Raw genomic sequence first — 17,496 nt, 5'->3', positions numbered from 1 at the left:
CTCACGCCGACGCGAACGACCGCGCCAGCAGCGGTCGGGTGGCGAGCGTGCTCGCCCAGACGACGCCGATCCCGATCGTGACGACCACGACGATCGTCAGTACCGATTCCGGCGCCGTGATGAGGGCCATCCCGAGCAGTGGGAAGACCAGCACCGCTGCGCAGAGTGCCGAGCCGATCGCGGTGATCAGCAGCGGCGACATGATCGCGCGGCGTCGTGCGCGGTCGACCGTCTCGAGCGGCATTCCCAGGTGGTGCAGGCTCCGGTGGAGCTCGCGCTGATCGAGGATCGCCGCCGCCTGGTTGACGCCCACCGAGGCCGCGACCATGAGGAACGACGCCACGAGCGTGATGATGAGGCCGGTACGCATGTCGACGGCGAGAGCGGCTTCGTCGGAGGCGGCGTCGCCGCTGCCGAGGACGTTCATGAGAGAGACTCCGGTGCCCGCGAACACGGCCATGAAGCTCGCCATCGCGATCCCGCTCACCTGGCGCCAGGCACTCTTCGGGGAGTCGAGCACGAGGCGCGCAGCCAGCAGGCGTTCCGGGTGCTCGGCTCGACGCAGCTGCCCCGACGCGATCATCTTGATCACCCAGGGGCCCAGCACGTTCAGCACGGCGAGGGCAATCGCGAAGAGCGCGGCAAGCACCGTGATCGTCGTCACGATGCCGGCGACCGAGGGGAAGATCTTGATCAGCACGAAGACCAGGGCGAGGACGGAGACGCCGATGATCGCGCGGAACCAGTGCACGTTCGACGCGGTGGTGCGCATGCGCACGCCGAGCGGCGAGATGATCACTCGGCGGAGGCCGAGGGCGGCGCTGGCTGCCGCGACGAGGAGGATGCCGCCGACCGCCGCGAGCACGACGAGCGGCGGGAGCACGACGGCCTCCACGCCCAGCGCTTCGCCACGGAACGGGATCAGGCCGATGAGCGGGCTGATCGCGAGAGCGACGAGCACTCCGGCGGCGGCGCCGGCGGCGGCCACGAGCACGGACTCGACGACGGTCGCGACACCGACACCCAGCGGGGTCACCCCGAGAAGGCGCAGGGTGGAGAGACGCTCGTCGCGTCGCCGCGCCGAGAGGCGGGCCGCGGCTCCGCCCAGGTTCATCAGCGGGACGACCAGGAGCACCAGCGCGATGGCGGCGAGTGCCTGATAGACGGGGGCGAAGTCGTCGGTCCAGCTCCAGAAGGACTGCGCGCCGCCGACCACGGTGAGCACGAGGGCGGTGACGATCGCGAAGGCCGTCGCGGGCAGTGCGAGGAACGCCGTCTGGCCGGGTGCCGGACGCAGCAGCAGGGCGAGGACGCGCGCGTTCATGCGGACACCGCCGGGGCGACGACCTGGCCGTCGCGCACCGAGACGATCCGTGAGCAGCGGGTCGCGACCTCGGGGTCATGGGTGACGACGAGTAGCGTCCGCCCCTGACCCGTGGTCGACCATAGCAGGGCGTCCATCACTTCGTGCGAGGTGTGCGAGTCGAGCGCACCGGTCGGTTCGTCCGCGAAGACGAGGTCGGCGCCCGTCGCCTGCGCACGGGCGATCGCGACACGCTGCGCCTGGCCTCCGGAGAGCTCGCCGATGCGGCGGTCCTCCATTCCGGCGAGCCCGAGGGCGGCGAGCCAGGATGCCGCGTGATGCACGGCATCCGCTCTCTTCACGCCGTTGATCATGGAAGCGAGCGCGACGTTCTCGACGGCGGTGAGCTCCGGGATGAGGAGGCCCTGCTGGAACACGAAGCCGAAGCGCTCGCGTCGCAACCGTGACCGGGCCGACTCGCCCAGGGCCGACAGCTCAACGGGGTGTTCGGTGGTCGGCTGGAAGGTGACGGTGCCGGAGTCCGGGGTGACGATGCCGGCGAGGACGTGCAGGAGCGTGGTCTTGCCCGATCCGGAAGCGCCCATGATCGCCACGGACTCGCCGGAGCGGACAGTCAGGTCCACCCCGGCGAGGGCTCGTGTGGTGCCGTAGGACTTCGTGAGGGATCGTGCGTCGAGGACGGGAGTGTTCATGCTTCCAGCCTCGCGATCACTCCGCGCGGCGTCGTCGCACCGGCGGATGATCCACCGTGTCACGCCTACATCGCACGGATGATCCTCACGTGAGACGCTTCTGCCACGCTCCCGCGTACGACACAGCCCGGAAGCCGAGGGCTTCGTTGATGCTCAGCATCGGACGGTTCTCCTCTGCGTTGAAGGTCGATACGGAGGGGGAGTCGGGCATCAGCTCGCGCCAGCGCAGCAGGTTCGCGCACTTGACGATCATGCCCAGCCGGTGACCGCGATGCGCGCTCGAGACGAGGGTGCCGAACTGGTGCGTCGTGGCCGTGCGGTCCGCCCCGATCAGCAGCTCGTTGTACGCCACGAGATCGCCGGTCGGCACGTGCTGCACCGCGGTGATCGCGAACGCCTGACCTGCCGACGTCAACCTCGCGTCCCGTCGCTCGACGCGCTGCGCATCCCATTCCTCGGCCACGAACTGCATGTCGCCGCTCGGCGCATCGGTCGACAGACGCGCGAGGATGCCCGCGTACCCGTCCCGGTACTCCTCGGGGGTCGGTGCCATCCACTGCACGATCCGATAGTCCGGCCCTGCGACGGCGAGGGCTTCGTCGAGGGCGCGCTCGAGCACCGACGGATCCGCGTGCAGATCGAGTTCGCTGTTGCGTTCGACCTGCTCGCACACGAAGCCGTCGGCCTCGAGCGCGTCGGAGAGCGCGGTGGCGGGGACGCGACCCCACCCGGTCCGGGGCACGATCATGCGATCCGCCTCGATCGGACGATGCAGCGACCAGGCCTGGATGAGCGACCGGCCGTGTGCACGCGCTTCGTCCTCGGCATGCGCGAGCAGCGCAGCCTCGACACGGTGCCCGGCGAAGCGACGCGGCACGAGCACGTCGATCTCGGCCGCCTGCGCATCGGCCTCCCTGGCGTAGTCGATCGTGATCATGCCGACGATCTCGTCGTCGATCCTCGCCACGAAGCCGGTGTGGAGGGTGTCGGTCTGGTCCTGCCACGCGGGGAGCATCTGAGCGGCATCCGGCGCCAGATCCGGGATGCCGGTGGCTTCATCGCAGACGAGGCGATTGAGCTCGCCGTACGCGAGGAAGTCGGCAGCGTCGCCGCTGTCGAGGGAGTGCGGGATCACGAGCGGCGTGATCGTCAGCGTGGACGTGGTCATGAGAGGTCCTTCCGCCAGGCGCCTTCGTAGGCGATGGCGTCGAAGCCCAGGGCTTCATTGATGGAGAGCATGGGCCGGTTCTCCTCGGCGTTATACGTGATCACAGTCCGAGACTGCGGGGCGATCTCTCGCCAGGTCGCGAGCGCGGCGCACTTGACGAGCTGGCCGAGGCGATGCCCTCGGTGCTCACGGAGCACGAGAGTGTCGTGCTGATGAGTGGTGGCCGTCATGTCGGGTCCGATGCCGATCTCGGTGAACGCCGCGAGCTCGCCGCTGTCGACGTGCTGCGCCACGGTGACGAGCATCCGCTGGCGCATCTCGGCGATGCGCTTCTCGCCGGCGACGACGCGCTCGGCGTCCCACCGTTCCTCATCGGCTTCGAGTCCCGCCGACGGAGCATCCGTCGACATGCGCGATTTGAGCCACGCGTAGCCGTCGAGATGCTCGGGCGGTGTGGGCACCTCCCACTGCAACACGCGGTATCCGGCGGCTGCGCGAACCGCGTCGTCGTGCAGGGCGGTGGAGCGACCGGCAGCGGGTCCGTCGAGATCGAGACGGCTGACCCGGTACACCTGTTCCAGCGAGAAGCCGTGGCGCAGCAGGAACCGGGAGACATGGTCGTCCGGGACGCTTCCGTGTCCGGTGCGCGCGGTGATCCGTTCGCCCGACGACGCCGGTTGCTCGGTCCAGTTCTGAATGACGGTCCTGCCGTGCTGCCGGGCCACTGATTCGATGTGGGGGAGCACAGCGCTGCCGATGCCCCGGCCCCACACCCGCGGGTGGATCTCGATGCTCGCGATCGCCGTACGCGACCCCTCCTCGTGGGGGACGTCGACGACAGCGCGTCCGACCATCTCGCCGGCCACGCGAACCGCCCAGACGATCGTGGTGCGCTCGGGACGCGACCTCAGCAGTGGCAGCAGCGCCTCGGGTTCGAGGTCCTGTTCGTCGCGTCCGGTGATCGCGCGGTACACGTCGTTGCGAACGCGGGCGAGTTCGCGGAACTCGCCCGCGTTTGTCGCATCCGCCCGCGCCGGAAGCACGAGCGGATGCAGCGTCGCATCCTCGGTGAGCACGATGCTCATGTCGTCCGTCCGATCAGCGCAGCTGGCGCTGCAGGTCGAAGGTGAGCAGAGCGTACGTCTCGGCGACGGAGCGTTCCCGCCGGTCGAGAGCGAGCGGATCGCCGGAGACGCGGGAGGAACGGCGTTCCCGTCTGGGGCGCTGCGCCCTCTGCAGCAGCCACAGGCCGATGCGGAGGGAGAGACGGTCTGCGAGCGCGAGGCGATGCAGGTCGTCGGGTGCGGGGATGTGGAGGACCTGCTGGTCCCCGGTATCCGGTGGGTGGGTGGTGGAGCGGTACAGCGTGGCGTTCACGATGATTCCTTCGAGTGGTGATGGTTGTGCATGCGATGACGCAGTCGGCGCGGACTCCTCGAGTAAGGGGTAGCGCGGTGAGAGCACGAGCCCGGAAGGACCGCGGAGAGCGGGTGCCGGGGTCGGCGGGAGGCCGTGATCCTGAGGATCAGGGCGGGGCGGCACGATGGCGCGCGAGGAGGACGCCCGAGAACGGGCGGAGTCCTGCTGCTGCGGCTCTAGGACAGAGCGCTGCTGCGACGGACGCCGGCGGTTACCGAGTGCGCAAAGCGCGGCGCAAAGGGCGCGGCGAGGCCTGTGGCCTGTGCGTTCAGCTGAGTGATCATCATCGGTAACCTCCTTTCGTGTGGCGATCCGGAGGTTCACGGTAGCGAAAGCTCACAGCTGACGTCAAGCATCCCGGGCGTGTCCGGCGTGTCGCGGTGTCGCGACGATCGCCGTCGCACCGCGCGTGATGCCGGTGCTGGAGCGGGATTCCGGTAGCGTGAGGGCGTGATCCAGCCCGGAAGCGCGGTGCGCGCATGCATCTGAAGAGCCTGACCCTCAAAGGGTTCAAGTCCTTCGCGCAGCCGACGAGCTTCGTCTTCGAACCGGGTGTGACGTGCATCGTCGGACCGAACGGCTCCGGCAAGTCGAACGTCGTCGACGCCCTCGCGTGGGTCATGGGTGAGCAGGGCGCGAAAACCCTCCGCGGCGGCAAGATGGAGGACGTCATCTTCGCCGGCACCTCGACACGGGGTCCGCTCGGCCGAGCCGAGGTGCAGTTGACGATCGACAACGCCGACGGTGCACTGCCGATCGAGTACGCAGAGGTCACGATCAGTCGCACGCTGTTCCGTAACGGCTCCAGCGAGTACGCCATCAACGGAGAGTCCTGCCGATTGCTCGACGTGCAGGAGCTGCTCAGCGATTCCGGTCTCGGCCGGGAGATGCACGTGATCGTCGGACAGGGCCGCCTCGACACGGTCCTGCAGGCCTCGCCCGAGGACCGCCGCGGCTTCATCGAGGAGGCCGCGGGAATCCTCAAGCACCGGCGGCGCAAGGAGAAGACCCTCCGCAAGCTCGACGCGATGGAGACGAATCTCACGCGCCTGAGTGACCTCGCCGGGGAGATCCGCCGACAGCTGAAGCCGCTTGGCCGTCAGGCCGAGATCGCGCGCGAGGCGCAGACGATCGCAGCGGTCGTGCGGGACGCCAAGGCGCGGATCTTCGCCGACGACGTCGTCGCCCTGCGCACAGCGTTGGCCGACCACACGCGAACGGAGCACGAGCGTCACACGGAACGGCTCGTGCTCAGCGATCAGGCGGAGACTGTGCGGGCGAACATCGCGCGCCTCGAGCAGGACCAGAACTCGGTGGCAGTCGATCAGGCTCGCGGCGTGGCGTTCGGGCTTGAGCAGGTGCAGGAGCGCATGCGCGGTCTGTACACGCTCGCCAATCAGCGACTCGCGCTGCTCGGCTCCGAGGAGGATGACGCGGCCGTCACGGCGGTGACCGTCACTCAGGCGACGATCGACGAGGCCAAGGCCGAGATCACCGAGATCTCCGAGGGGCTCGGCGATGCGCAGGACGCAGCCGCAGCCGCGAGCCGCGAGGTCGTGAGCGCCCGCGCCGAGCTCGACACGCTCGACGTCGACATCGCCGAGCAGAGCGCTCTGGTCTCGGAATACGACATGAGGCTCACCTCGCTGCGCGGCGCAGCGGATGCCGCGGCGTCGGCTCTCGCGGCGGTGCGCGGCGCGGTGCTGCGGCAGGAGAACGCTCTCGAGGCCGCTCACATCCGGCGACGCGAGGCCGCCGAGGCGCTGGAGGCCATCGACACCGCAGAAGCACCCGAGGGCACGGCGGCCGAGTATTCCGCTGCCTACGAGAGCGCGCAGCGCGCGGCGACCGCTGCCGAGACGGAGCGGGAGACGCTCCGAGAGCGACTGCATGCCGCGGAGCGCGAGGTCGATGCGCTCACGGCGAAGGCCGCAGCACTCGGGAGCGCTCTCGCACTCTCTGGAGGCGCAGCGGAGATCGTGAAGACCGGGGGAGACGGCATCCGCGGTCTCGTCGGCGACGCGGTGCAGGTCAAGGCGGGTTTCGAAGCCGCGATCGCCGCTGTGCTCGGCCCCCTTGCCGAGGGCGTGCTCGTGGATGAGGCGCAGCACGCCTTCGCCCTCGCCGGCGACGCCGAATCGCAGGGGCGGGGTGTGGTCGACTTCGTCGTGGCCGACGCGATCCGCCCTGCCGTGCAGCTGCCAGAGCTTCCGGGCGTCACGCCCGCCGTGGAGACCGTCACAGCACCGGCCGGCGTGCTCGGCATCCTGTCGCACGTGCTCATCGCCGGTGACCTCGACGAGGCGAGGAGCGCGCGGACGGCACTCGACGCTCTCGCCGACACGACGACGACCGTCGTGACGACCACGGGTGACGTCGTCACCGCGCAGACGCTGCGCGCGGGTTCCGGGGGAGAGCGTTCACGACTCGAACTGGCCGCCGAGCGGGATGCCGCGAACGAGCGTCTCGCCGAGGTGCAGGTCATCGTCGACTCGCTGCGCGAGGCCCGCGAGGATGCGAACGACCTCGTCGAGACGACGCGGCGTCAGGCGAAGGACGCGCTGCGTGCACTCCGGGAGCACGACGCGGCGCTGGCCAGCCACGCAGAGCAGGTGAACCGCATCACCGTCACGCACGAGTCGGCGGTCGCCGAGTGCGATCGGCTCGAAGCAGGGCTGGCTCAGGCACAGTCAGCGGTCGAGGAAGCAGAGGCGAAGGCCGCGCGCGCGAAATCGGAGCTGGAGGACGCCGTATCCGCGCCGCGACCGGTTCTCGACGCGTCGGCTCGAGACGGCCTGCTCGAGGCGCTCGAATCCGCGCGCGAAGGCGAGGTCCGCGCGCGCCTCGAGATCGAGACACTTCGGGAACGAGTCCGGGCTGCCCAGGCGCGGGTCGCGAGTCTCGAGCGCCAGCGCGAACAGGAACGGGATGCCGCGGCGGAGGCAGCGCGTCGCGCGGTGATCCGTCGCGCTCAGCGGGAGGCTGCATCGGGCGTCGCGTCGGAGCTCCCGCGCATCCTGGACTCGATCGACCGCTCCGTGGCCGAAGCCCGTCTCTCGTTGGGGGAGGCCGAGGCTGCGCGCTCCGCCCAGAACGAGGAGTTGACCGCCCTGCGTGCGCAGGAGACGTCGCTCCGCGAGCGCCTCGCGGGCCTCACGGAGAGCGTCCACGGCCTCGAACTGCAGATCCACGAGAAGAAGCTGCACCTCAACAGTCTGCTCGAACGCGTCGCCTCGGAGCTCGCGCTCGACGAAGATATTCTCGTTGCGGAATATGGACCGGACCAGTTGGTACCGCGGGATCCCGGGGTCGAACCCGCGGACGGCGAACTGATCGACGACACGGCCATCCCGTTCGACCGCCGCATCCAGCAGCGCCGCCTCGCCGACGCCGAACGCAAGCTCGCGCAGCTGGGTCGCGTGAACCCCCTCGCGCTCGAGGAGTTCGCGGCCCTCGAGCAGCGGCACGCCTTCCTGACCGAGCAGCTCGCCGATCTCACGCAGACGCGGCAGGACCTCCTGACGATCATCGCCGACCTCGACGAGCGGATGCAGACGATCTTCGCCAGTGCGTTCGAGGACACGAAAGAGGCCTTCGGGCAGGTCTTCCCGCTGCTGTTCCCCGGCGGCTCGGGCAGCATCTCCCTCACCGACCCCGACAACATGCTCACGACGGGCATCGAGGTCTCGGTCCGACCCGTCGGGAAGAAGATCGAGCGGCTGTCGCTGCTCTCCGGCGGCGAGCGCTCCCTCGCCGCAGTCGCACTCCTTGTGGCGATCTTCAAGGCCCGGCCGAGCCCGTTCTACATCCTCGACGAGGTCGAGGCCGCGCTCGACGACGCGAACCTCGGTCGTCTGCTCACCGTGTTCGAGCAGTTGCGTGAGAGCTCGCAACTGCTGGTCATCACGCACCAGAAGCGCACCATGGAGATCGCAGACGCCCTCTACGGCGTCTCGATGCGTCAGGACGGCGTGTCCGCCGTCGTCGGGCAGCGCGTCGGCGACCGCGCCGCCGCTGCCGCGGTCTGAGCGGCCCTGCGCGGATAGGCTGGAGTCATGGCGGAGAAGTCCTGGTCCCTCGGTCGCGCGCTGCGCGGAATGTTCGTCAAGCCCACGATCGACGAGACGACTTGGGAGGACCTCGAGACCGCGCTCATCACGGCGGACTTCGGTCCCGACATCAGCGAGCGCGTCGTGGACGAGCTGCGCGGCAAGGTCGAGCGCTACCGCACGACCGACCCGAAAGACCTGCAGCGCATGCTGCGCGAGACGCTCGAGGAGCACTTCGCCAAGTTCGACACGACGCTGAAGCTCACCGAGCGTCCGGCCGTCGTGCTCGTCGTCGGCGTCAACGGCGTCGGCAAGACCACGACGATCGGCAAGTTCACGAAATTCCTGCGGGGCTATCAGCGCAGCGTCGTGGTCGGGGCGGCGGACACCTTCCGGGCAGCCGCAGTCGACCAGCTCGCGACCTGGGCGCAGCGCGGGGGAGCGGCGATCGTCCGTCCGCAGCAGGAGGGTCAGGACCCGGCATCCGTCGCCTTCCAGACCATCGAGTTCGCCAAGCGCGAGGGCATCGAGATTGCCATCATCGACACCGCCGGTCGTCTGCACACCAAGGGCGGGCTGATGGATGAGCTCACGAAGATCCGCCGGGTCATCGAGAAGCAGGCCCCGATCAGCGAGGTTCTCCTCGTGCTCGATGCGACGACGGGGCAGAACGGCGTCATGCAGGCCGAGGCGTTCCTGCAGCACGCAGGGGTCACCGGGCTCGTCCTGACCAAGCTGGACGGCTCTGCGAAGGGCGGTTTCGTCCTCGCGGTTCAGGAGCGCACCGGCATCCCCGTCAAGCTCCTGGGCCAGGGCGAGGGCATCGACGACCTCACCGGTTTCACCCCTCACGTGTTCGTGCAGTCGCTCGTCGGCTGACGACACGACGCGCACAGGACTACCGCCGCGACCACGAGGCTGGTTTCATAGCGTTATGGCGATCGAACACGATTACTTCGGACTCCTGTCGTCGGGCCCCGACGGCTCGATCTTCTGGTCGGAGACCGTGGAACTCGGCGATCAGAGTGTCACGGTCGACCTGACGGCTCCTGATCAGGATGACGTGTCAGCCGATGCCCTCGACATCGCGGCGTCTCTCATCGCCGGCCTCGAGACGGTGGACGGCACCGCCCGTCGCAGCATGCTCTCCGAGGTCGACGACCGCACCAGCGAGGTGACCGAGTACATCCTGCAGCAGCAGGAGGCCTACGGCGACGAGATCGAAGACGTGCTGATCGACGTCAGCGGGGATGCAGCCGTCGACATCATCCGATCACTGCGGCTCATGAGCATGACGATCCTGGCCGACGAGCACGGCGGTTCCGAGCCGTTCGCGGTGCTCGAGTACGCGCTCGACGCCGACACGACCGACGACGTGCTGCTGGTGAACCTCGGCTCCGACGGTGCCGTGCTGTCGGTCATGAGCGCCGACTGACCGTCGGGGCTCCTCCCGATCTCAGACCGCCTGGGCGAAGCCGAGGTCTGCGCTCTCCGCGATGTGCGCGAGGTGCGCCGGGATCTCGCGTCCCTTCGACGTCATCGACTGCGCCCACAGCCGCCCGGCCCGGTACGACGAGCGCACGAGCGGACCGGCGAGCACACCGAGGAAGCCGATGCGCTCCGCCTCCTCCTTGAACTCGACGAACTCCGCGGGCTTCACCCAGCGTGCGACAGGGAGGTGCCGCGGCGACGGGCGGAGGTACTGAGTGATCGTGATGATGTCGCAGCCGGCCTCGTGCAGGTCGTTGAGCGCCTGGACGACCTCTTCCGGCTCCTCACCCATTCCGAGGATCAGGTTGGACTTCGTGATGAGTCCGGCATCCCGTCCCTGGGTGATCACGTCGAGAGAGCGCTCGTACTTGAACGCCGGGCGGATGCGCTTGAAGATCCGCGGGACGGTCTCCACGTTGTGCGCGAAGACCTCGGGGCGTGCCTCGAAGATCTGGCCCAGGAACGCGGGGTCGGCGTTGTGCTCGTTGGCGAGGAGCTCGACCCCCGTGTTGGGGTTGAGCGCATGGATCCGCCGCACCGTCTCGGCGTTCAGCCAGGCGCCGGTGTCGGGCAGGTCGTCGCGCGCGACGCTCGTCACGGTGGCGTAGCGCAGGCCCATCCGCTGCACGCTCTCCGCCACGCGTCGGGGCTCGTCCGTGTCGTAGGCGTCCGGCTTGCCGGTGTCGATCTGACAGAAGTCGCACCGCCTCGTGCACTGCGAACCGCCGATGAGGAACGTGGCCTCGCGGTCCTCCCAGCACTCGAAGATGTTCGGACAGCCGGCTTCCTGACACACCGTGTGCAGGTCTTCGCTCTTCACGAGCGAGTGGAGAGCCGTGTACTCCGGACCCATCTTGGCCTTGGTCTTGATCCACTCGGGCTTGCGCTCGATGGGGGTCTCGGCGTTCCGGATCTCCAGTCGGAGGAGCTTGCGCCCCTCGGGTGCGGCGGCGGTCATGCGGATGCTCCTGCGAGGTCGGCGGTCGAGTAGACGGCGGCGAAGGCTGATGCCACGGCATCCGCGATGTCGGCGGGGGAGACGTCGGTCCCTGAGACCTCGCTCACGGTGGTGACCCCGGCGTCGGTGATCCCACAGGGGATGATGCTGCGGAAGCCGGACAGCGTGTTGTCGCAGTTGATCGCGAACCCGTGCATCGTCACACCCTGCTGCACCCGCACGCCGATCGCGGCGATCTTGTCCTCGGAGAGCGGCCGGCGCACCCAGACGCCGCTTCGGCCGTCGACCTGGTAGCCGTCGACGCCGAGCGGTCGCAGTACGTCGATGAGCACGCGTTCGATCCTCCGGACGTGCGCCACGACGTCCATCGGCTCTGCGAGGCGGACGATCGGATAGCCGACCAGCTGTCCGGGGCCGTGCCAGGTGATCTTGCCGCCCCGGTCGACATCGATGACGGGGGTGCCGTCCTGCGGCCGCTCGTGGTCCTCCGTGCGCTTACCGGCCGTGTAGACCGCCTCATGCTCGAGGAGCAGCAGCGTGTCCGGCCGCGAGCCCGCGACCACATCGGCGTGGACGCGCCGCTGCATGTCCCAGCCCTCCGTGTAGGGCACGTAGGCCGGTGCGAGACCGGCGGTGACGACGTCGAGCATGCGAGCACTCCCTCGTGAGGCGACCGTGGCATAGATGGATCGCGTCTAACAATACTCCTCCGGGTGAGGTCTGGGCGCTCCGCGGTCGCCGCGCGATACCGTGTCCTCATGACGACGACGAGCCGAGCAGGGCGCCCGAAGGCGTCGTCGCGCGAGACGCTCGCCGAAGCCGCCTGCGAACTCTTCCTCGAGCGCGGCTACGACGCGACGTCCGTCGCCGACATCACGCAGCGTGCCGGCGTCAGTCGTTCCAGCTTCTTCAACTACTTCTCGTCGAAGAGCGACGTGTTGTGGTCGGGTCTCGATGCACGCATCGATGGTGTCGGCGCTGCCCTCGGCGAACTCGGTGCCGAGGCGGATGCCCTGGCGGTGCGGGATGTCCTCGTCGACGCACTGCGGGGGTTCGCTCCGGATCCGCTTGCGCTGGCGCTGCGCAACCGGACGGCCATGGGGCTCGACGACGAGCTCACTCGTGACAGCGCGCTGCGACTGGCTCGGCTGGCGTCGATCGTCGCCTCCGCGGCATCCGCGTTCGGTGCCTCCCGCATCCGCGCCGATGTCGTCGGCGCAGCTCACGCCGCGGCCGTGCTGTCGTCGCTTCGCGAGTGGGCAGAGCAGGGGGCCGGCTATGCGGCACCGGAGACCGTGCTCGCGGACGCGCTGTCGACCCTCGCCGACCTTCGCTGGGGCTGACGCGTTCGACGAGGCCCCGCTCGCGTAGAATCAGTAGCACCATGGCTACCTTTGGCACGCTCTCTGATCGGCTCACCGATACCTTCCGCAATCTGCGCACGAAGGGAAAGCTCAGTGCGGCCGATGTCGACGGCACCGTCCGCGAGATCCGTCGCGCGCTCCTGGACGCCGACGTCGCCCTCGCGGTCGTCAAGGAGTTCACGGCGAAGGTGCGGGAGCGCGCTCTCGGCGACGAGGTGAACAAGGCGCTGAACCCGGCGCAGCAGGTCGTGCAGATCGTCAACGAGGAGCTCGTGCAGATCCTCGGCGGAGAGCAGCGTCGGCTGCAGTTCGCGAAGACCGCTCCGACAGTGATCATGCTCGCCGGACTGCAGGGTTCCGGTAAGACGACGTTCGCGGGAAAGCTCGCCAAGCAGCTCGAGGGCGAAGGCCACACCCCGCTGCTGGTCGCGGCCGACCTTCAGCGCCCCAACGCCGTGAACCAGCTGCAGGTCGTCGCTGAGCAGGCCGGGGCCACGATCTATGCGCCGGAGCCCGGCAACGGCGTCGGCGACCCGGTCAAGGTCTCGCGCGACGGCGTCGAGCACGCGCGTCGTCAGCAGCACGACGTCGTCATCATCGACACGGCCGGGCGCCTCGGCGTCGACGCCGAGCTCATGAAGCAGGCCGCCGACATCCGTCGAGCCGTCGACCCCGATGAGGTGCTCTTCGTGATCGACGCCATGATCGGTCAGGACGCCGTCAATACGGCGAAGGCCTTCCAGGAGGGCGTCGACTTCACCGGTGTCGTGCTGTCGAAGCTCGACGGCGATGCGCGCGGTGGCGCAGCGCTGTCCGTCGCGTCGGTGACCGGCCGCCCGATCATCTTCGCCTCGACGGGCGAGCGCCTCGAAGACCTCGAGCCGTTCCACCCCGACCGCATGGCGAGCCGCATCCTCGACCTCGGCGACATCCTCACCCTCATCGAGCAGGCCCAGCAGGCCTTCGATGAGGAAGAGGCCGCCAAGATGGCGGAGAAGCTCGCGACCGAGCAGTTCACGCTCGAGGACTTCCTCGACCAACTTCAGCAGATGAAGAAGATGGGGTCGATGAAGAAGATGCTCGGGATGCTCCCGGGCATGGGTCAGATGAAGCAGCAGCTCAAGGACTTCGACGAGCGCGAGATCGACCGCACCGAGGCGATCATCCGCTCCATGACCCCGGGGGAGCGACGCAATCCCAAGATCCTCAACGGATCGCGCCGTCTGCGCATCGCCCGAGGCTCGGGCATGACGGTCACGGACGTGAATCAGTTGGTGCAGCGCTTCGACCAGGCCGCGAAGATGATGAAGACCGTCGCCCGCGGTGGCACGCCGAACATCCCGGGCATGGGTCCGGTCCCCGGCATGGGGCGTCCCGGTGCGTCGTCGAAGCGCGGCAAGAAGGGCAAGGGCAAGTCCTCGGGGTCGCGGTCGGGCAACCCGGCGAAGCGCGCGGCCGAGAACGCCGGGCTCGCTCCTGCCTCCACACCGACCGGCTCGGGCTTCGGGCTCGGCGGTGGCGCGAAGGCGCCGACCGAAGCGGATCTCGCCGAGATCCAGAAGCTCTTCGGGAAGAACTGACGCGATTCAGGCTCTCACGTCGACGCGTTCCGCGGCAGCCATGCTCGCGCGCTCTCCAGAGCGCCGCGGACTCGACACGATCTGACCCCCGACAAGTGCCACGAGCACGATCCCGATCCCGAGCGCCTGCGCGCCGCTGAACGCCTCCCCGGCGAGGACAACGCCGAGAACGGTGGCGACGATCGGGGAGAAAAGCGCCAGTAGCCCCGGCGCCATCACCGGGAGCAGCTGGATGCCGCGGAACCAGAGCGTGTACGCGATCAGCCCGCCGACGGTCCCCAACCACAGGTAGCCGAGAACGGCATCGCCGTCGATCCGAGACGGCAGTCCTTCGAGTCCCAGCGTGAGCGGCAGCAGGAACAGTCCGCCCGCGGTGAGCTGCCATCCCGCATAGGCGATCGGACCCACGCCGGCTGGGCGTCCCCATCGTTTCGTGAGGATGATGCCCAGCCCGGTAGAAGAGACGCCTCCGAGTGCGGCGAGGATTCCGAGACCGTCGAGCGCGGCATCCGGGCCCAGGACGACGAGCCCCACACCCGCGGCCCCCGCCAGAGCGGCGATGGCGGATGCCGGGCGGATGCGGTCGTGGAGGACCAGCGCACTCAAAGCGAGCACGATGAGAGGCTGCGCGCCGGCGACGGCGGCGGCCACTCCGCCCGGGAGTCGCTCGGCAGCGAGGAACAGCAGCGGGAAGAATGCTCCGATGTTGAGGACGCCGAGCGCGAGGGACTTCAGCCACCACCATCCCGACGGCACGGTACGACCGATGGCGAGCGCGATGAGACCGGCCGGCAGGGCGCGGAGGAGACCGGCGAGCATCGGGTGGCCGACCGGGAGGAGCTCCGTCGTCACGAGGTAGGTCGTTCCCCACGAGATCGGCGCGACGGCGGTGAGCAGAACGAGAGTCAGACGGTTCATATGTCGAGGTTCGCCCCGATCACACAATGAGTCCAACGCATGCTTGTCATTCAGTCATGAATGTGGATCATGGATCGATGGATCTGCAGCAGATGAGGTACGTCGTCGCCGTGGCCGAGGAGTCCAGCTTCACCCGCGCCGCCGAGAAGAGCTTCGTGACGCAATCGGCTCTCAGTCATCAGATCGCGGCTCTCGAGCGAGAGATCGGCCACCAGCTGTTCTCGCGCACGAGTCGTGCGGTGCGGCTCACCGAGCCGGGCGAAGCGTTCCTTGCGCACGCGCGCATCGCCGTTCGCGCCTCATCCGACGCGCGCGAGGCGGCGTCTGCCGCAGCCGGGAACATCACGGGAACACTTCGGCTCGGGGTGATCCCGACCGTCACCGCGGTTAACGTGCCGGCTGTGATCGCGCGGTTCCGCTCCCTGCACCCGAGGACACGAGTCGAGCTCGTCGTCGGCAACAGTGACAGCCTCATGAGCGATGTGCGCGCCGGACGTCTGGATGCCGCGCTGCTGGGGCTGCGTGCCGAGGTCGAGCCGCGCGGCGTCGCCGCTCGCGAGCTGGCGCGCGAGAAGCTCGTCGCCGTGGTCCCCGGCGAGCACCGGCTCGCGAACCGGCGCAGCATCCGGCTCTCGGATCTCGCCGACGAGGTCTTCGCCGATTTCCCCGCCGGAACCTCCGGGCGGGCGCAGAGCGATGCCGCGTTCGCCGGCGCCGACGTTCGACGCGATGTCGCGTTCGAGGCCGACTCCGCCGTACTCATCCTGGGACTGGTCGCCGCCGGACTGGCGGTCACGCTGCTGGCGACGGGCGTCGCCGACGGCTCGCGGGGCGGAGTGCGGATGGTTCCCCTTCGTGACGGGCCGTCGCGGGTCGAGTACCTCGCGTGGGACAAGCGGTCGACCCGAGCGGTCACCCGCGCCTTCCGCGAGGTGGTCGACGACGTACGACGGGAGAACGCGGAAGCGGGCCCGGAGGAACCCTCCGAGCCCGCTTCCTCAGCATCCTGAGATCACTTCACGTCTTCGTCGACCCAGTCCATGGACTTCGTGACGGCCTTGCGCCACAGACGCAGCTGACGGTCGCGCTCGGCCTCGTCCATCGACGGCTCCCAGCGCTTGTCCTCCTGCCAGTTGGCGGAGAGGTCGTCGAGACCGCTCCAGAAGCCCACGGCGAGGCCGGCCGCGTATGCGGCGCCCAGCGCAGTGGTCTCCGCGACGACCGGGCGCACGACAGGCACGCCGAGAACGTCTGCCTGGAACTGCATCAGAGCGTCGTTGGCGACCATGCCGCCGTCGACCTTCAGCTCAGAGAGGTCCACACCGGCATCCGCGTTGACCGCGTCGAGGACGTCGCGGGTCTGGAAGGCGACCGCCTCCAGCGCCGCGCGCGCGATGTGGTTCTTGTTCGCGTAGCGTGTCAGCCCCACGATCGCGCCACGGGCGTCCGGGCGCCAGTACGGAGCGAAGAGACCCGAGAACGCGGGGACGATGTAGACACCGCCGTTGTCCTCGACCTTGTCGGCCAGCTCCTCGACCTCGGGGGCGGAGGAGATGATGCCGAGCTGATCGCGGAGCCACTGGATCAGGGATCCGGTGACGGCGATCGATCCCTCGAGCGCGTAGTGCGTCGGCTGGTCGCCGAGCTTGTAGCCGACCGTCGTGAGCAGCCCGTTCTTCGAGCGGACGATCTCCTCGCCCGTGTTGAAGATCAGGAAGCAGCCGGTGCCGTAGGTGTTCTTGCTCTCGCCCTTGTCGAACGCGGCCTGGCCGAAGGTGGCCGCCTGCTGGTCGCCCAGGATGCCGGCGATCGGCGTCTCACGGAGCAGCGAGGAGCTCTCGGCTGCGCCGTAGACCTCGGAGGAGGAGCGGATCTCCGGCATCATCGAGCGCGGCACGCCGAACGCCTCGAGGATGTCGTCGCGCCACTCCAGCGTCTCGAGGTCCATGAACATCGTGCGCGATGCATTGGTGACGTCGGTCGCGTGCACGCCGCCGTCGATGCCACCCGTGAGGTTCCAGAGCACCCAGCTGTCGGTCGTGCCGAAGAGCAGGTCGCCGGCCTCCGCCTTTTCGCGGGCACCGTCGACGTTCTCCAGGATCCAGGTGATCTTGGTCCCCGAGAAGTAGGTGGCGAGGGGAAGGCCGACGATCGACTTGAAGCGGTCGACGCCCTCGTCGCCGGCCAGGCGGTCGACGATCTCCTGCGTGCGGGTGTCCTGCCAGACGATCGCGTTGTACACGGGCTTGCCGGTGTTCTTGTCCCAGACGACAGCGGTCTCGCGCTGGTTCGTGATGCCGACCGCGGCGATGTCGTGACGAGTGAGGTCGGCGCGGCTCAGAGCGAGACCGATGACCTCCTGCACGTTGCGCCAGATCTCGGAGGCGTCGTGCTCGACCCAGCCTGCCTTGGGGAGGATCTGCTCGTGCTCCTTCTGACCGGTCGCGACGATGCTGCCCTTCTTGTCGAAGATGATCGCGCGGCTCGAGGTCGTGCCCTGGTCGATCGCGATGATGTAGTCAGCCATGGATGT

At 68.8% G+C, this 17,496-nt stretch carries 15 protein-coding genes; 6 read left to right on the top strand and 9 right to left on the bottom strand.

From position 1 onward, the window contains the following. Position 1 precedes the first annotated feature (1 nt). The 5 genes from M3195_RS04945 to M3195_RS04925 all read right to left on the bottom strand — a co-directional run bounded on the left by M3195_RS04945 (position 2) and on the right by M3195_RS04925 (position 4,561). Positions 2-1,324 (bottom strand): FtsX-like permease family protein, encoded by a 1,323-nt coding sequence (locus tag M3195_RS04945; RefSeq protein WP_251585447.1) that lies wholly within the window; start codon positions 1,322-1,324, stop codon positions 2-4. Further along, positions 1,321-2,016 (bottom strand): ABC transporter ATP-binding protein, encoded by a 696-nt coding sequence (locus M3195_RS04940; protein WP_251585446.1) that lies wholly within the window; start codon positions 2,014-2,016, stop codon positions 1,321-1,323. The genes M3195_RS04945 and M3195_RS04940 overlap by 4 nt, the downstream gene beginning before the upstream one ends. A gap of 85 nt (positions 2,017-2,101) precedes the next feature. Continuing rightward, complete coding sequence (locus M3195_RS04935) at positions 2,102-3,184, bottom strand: GNAT family N-acetyltransferase (RefSeq protein ID WP_251585445.1); 1,083 nt, start codon at positions 3,182-3,184, stop codon at positions 2,102-2,104. Then, a complete protein-coding gene (locus tag M3195_RS04930) occupies positions 3,181-4,269 on the bottom strand; it encodes a GNAT family N-acetyltransferase (protein WP_251585444.1) in 1,089 nt (362 codons plus the stop codon). The genes M3195_RS04935 and M3195_RS04930 overlap by 4 nt, the downstream gene beginning before the upstream one ends. 13 nt (positions 4,270-4,282) lie before the next feature. Further along, complete coding sequence (locus M3195_RS04925; protein WP_251585443.1) at positions 4,283-4,561, bottom strand: hypothetical protein; 279 nt, start codon at positions 4,559-4,561, stop codon at positions 4,283-4,285. A 521-nt stretch (positions 4,562-5,082) separates the two neighbouring features. Between M3195_RS04925 and smc the strand changes: the two genes are divergently transcribed. From smc to M3195_RS04910, 3 genes are read left to right on the top strand one after another with little or no spacing between them, the layout of a single operon-like run. Then, positions 5,083-8,631, top strand: coding sequence for a chromosome segregation protein SMC (gene smc / locus M3195_RS04920; RefSeq protein WP_251585442.1), 3,549 nt, complete (start codon positions 5,083-5,085; stop codon positions 8,629-8,631). 27 nt (positions 8,632-8,658) lie between these two features. Next, a complete protein-coding gene (ftsY, locus tag M3195_RS04915; protein ID WP_251585441.1) occupies positions 8,659-9,531 on the top strand; it encodes a signal recognition particle-docking protein FtsY in 873 nt (290 codons plus the stop codon). Positions 9,532-9,586: 55 nt separating this feature from the next. Next, positions 9,587-10,087 (top strand): DUF2004 domain-containing protein, encoded by a 501-nt coding sequence (locus tag M3195_RS04910; RefSeq protein WP_251585440.1) that lies wholly within the window; start codon positions 9,587-9,589, stop codon positions 10,085-10,087. A 21-nt stretch (positions 10,088-10,108) separates the two neighbouring features. Here the strand turns inward: M3195_RS04910 and lipA are convergent, their stop codons facing one another. Further along, on the bottom strand, positions 10,109-11,101 hold the full coding sequence (gene lipA / locus M3195_RS04905; RefSeq protein WP_251585439.1) for a lipoyl synthase: 993 nt from the start codon (positions 11,099-11,101) through the stop codon (positions 10,109-10,111). Beyond that, entirely contained in the window at positions 11,098-11,787 is a 690-nt protein-coding gene (gene lipB, locus M3195_RS04900) for a lipoyl(octanoyl) transferase LipB (protein ID WP_308211572.1), read from the bottom strand. Before lipB ends, lipA begins: the two co-directional genes overlap by 4 nt. A 72-nt stretch (positions 11,788-11,859) precedes the next feature. On the opposite strand from lipB, the gene M3195_RS04895 reads away from it, so the two are divergent. Together M3195_RS04895 and ffh are read left to right on the top strand one after the other, a co-directional pair. Next, complete coding sequence (locus tag M3195_RS04895; RefSeq protein ID WP_251585437.1) at positions 11,860-12,444, top strand: TetR/AcrR family transcriptional regulator; 585 nt, start codon at positions 11,860-11,862, stop codon at positions 12,442-12,444. Positions 12,445-12,485: 41 nt separating this feature from the next. Beyond that, the gene (gene ffh, locus M3195_RS04890) at positions 12,486-14,045 is read left to right on the top strand and encodes a signal recognition particle protein (RefSeq protein ID WP_251585436.1); all 1,560 of its coding nucleotides are present in this window, start codon (positions 12,486-12,488) and stop codon (positions 14,043-14,045) included. A 6-nt stretch (positions 14,046-14,051) separates the two neighbouring features. On the opposite strand, the gene M3195_RS04885 is transcribed toward ffh, so the two are convergent. Then, entirely contained in the window at positions 14,052-14,963 is a 912-nt protein-coding gene (locus M3195_RS04885) for an EamA family transporter (protein WP_251585435.1), read from the bottom strand. Positions 14,964-15,040: 77 nt separating this feature from the next. Between M3195_RS04885 and M3195_RS04880 the strand changes: the two genes are divergently transcribed. Further along, positions 15,041-15,973 carry a LysR family transcriptional regulator gene (locus M3195_RS04880; RefSeq protein WP_251585434.1) on the top strand — a complete coding sequence of 311 codons (933 nt, stop codon included), beginning with the start codon at positions 15,041-15,043 and terminating at the stop codon, positions 15,971-15,973. 2 nt (positions 15,974-15,975) lie between these two features. Here the strand turns inward: M3195_RS04880 and glpK are convergent, their stop codons facing one another. Continuing rightward, positions 15,976-17,490 carry a glycerol kinase GlpK gene (glpK, locus tag M3195_RS04875; RefSeq protein ID WP_251585433.1) on the bottom strand — a complete coding sequence of 505 codons (1,515 nt, stop codon included), beginning with the start codon at positions 17,488-17,490 and terminating at the stop codon, positions 15,976-15,978. Positions 17,491-17,496 lie beyond the last annotated feature (6 nt).

This window comes from Microbacterium hydrocarbonoxydans, assembly GCF_023715885.1.
Taxonomy (GTDB): Bacteria; Actinomycetota; Actinomycetes; order Actinomycetales; family Microbacteriaceae; genus Microbacterium; species Microbacterium hydrocarbonoxydans_C.
Note: the sequence above shows the minus strand (reverse complement) of the source record. Positions and strands in the feature narration are given on the sequence as shown.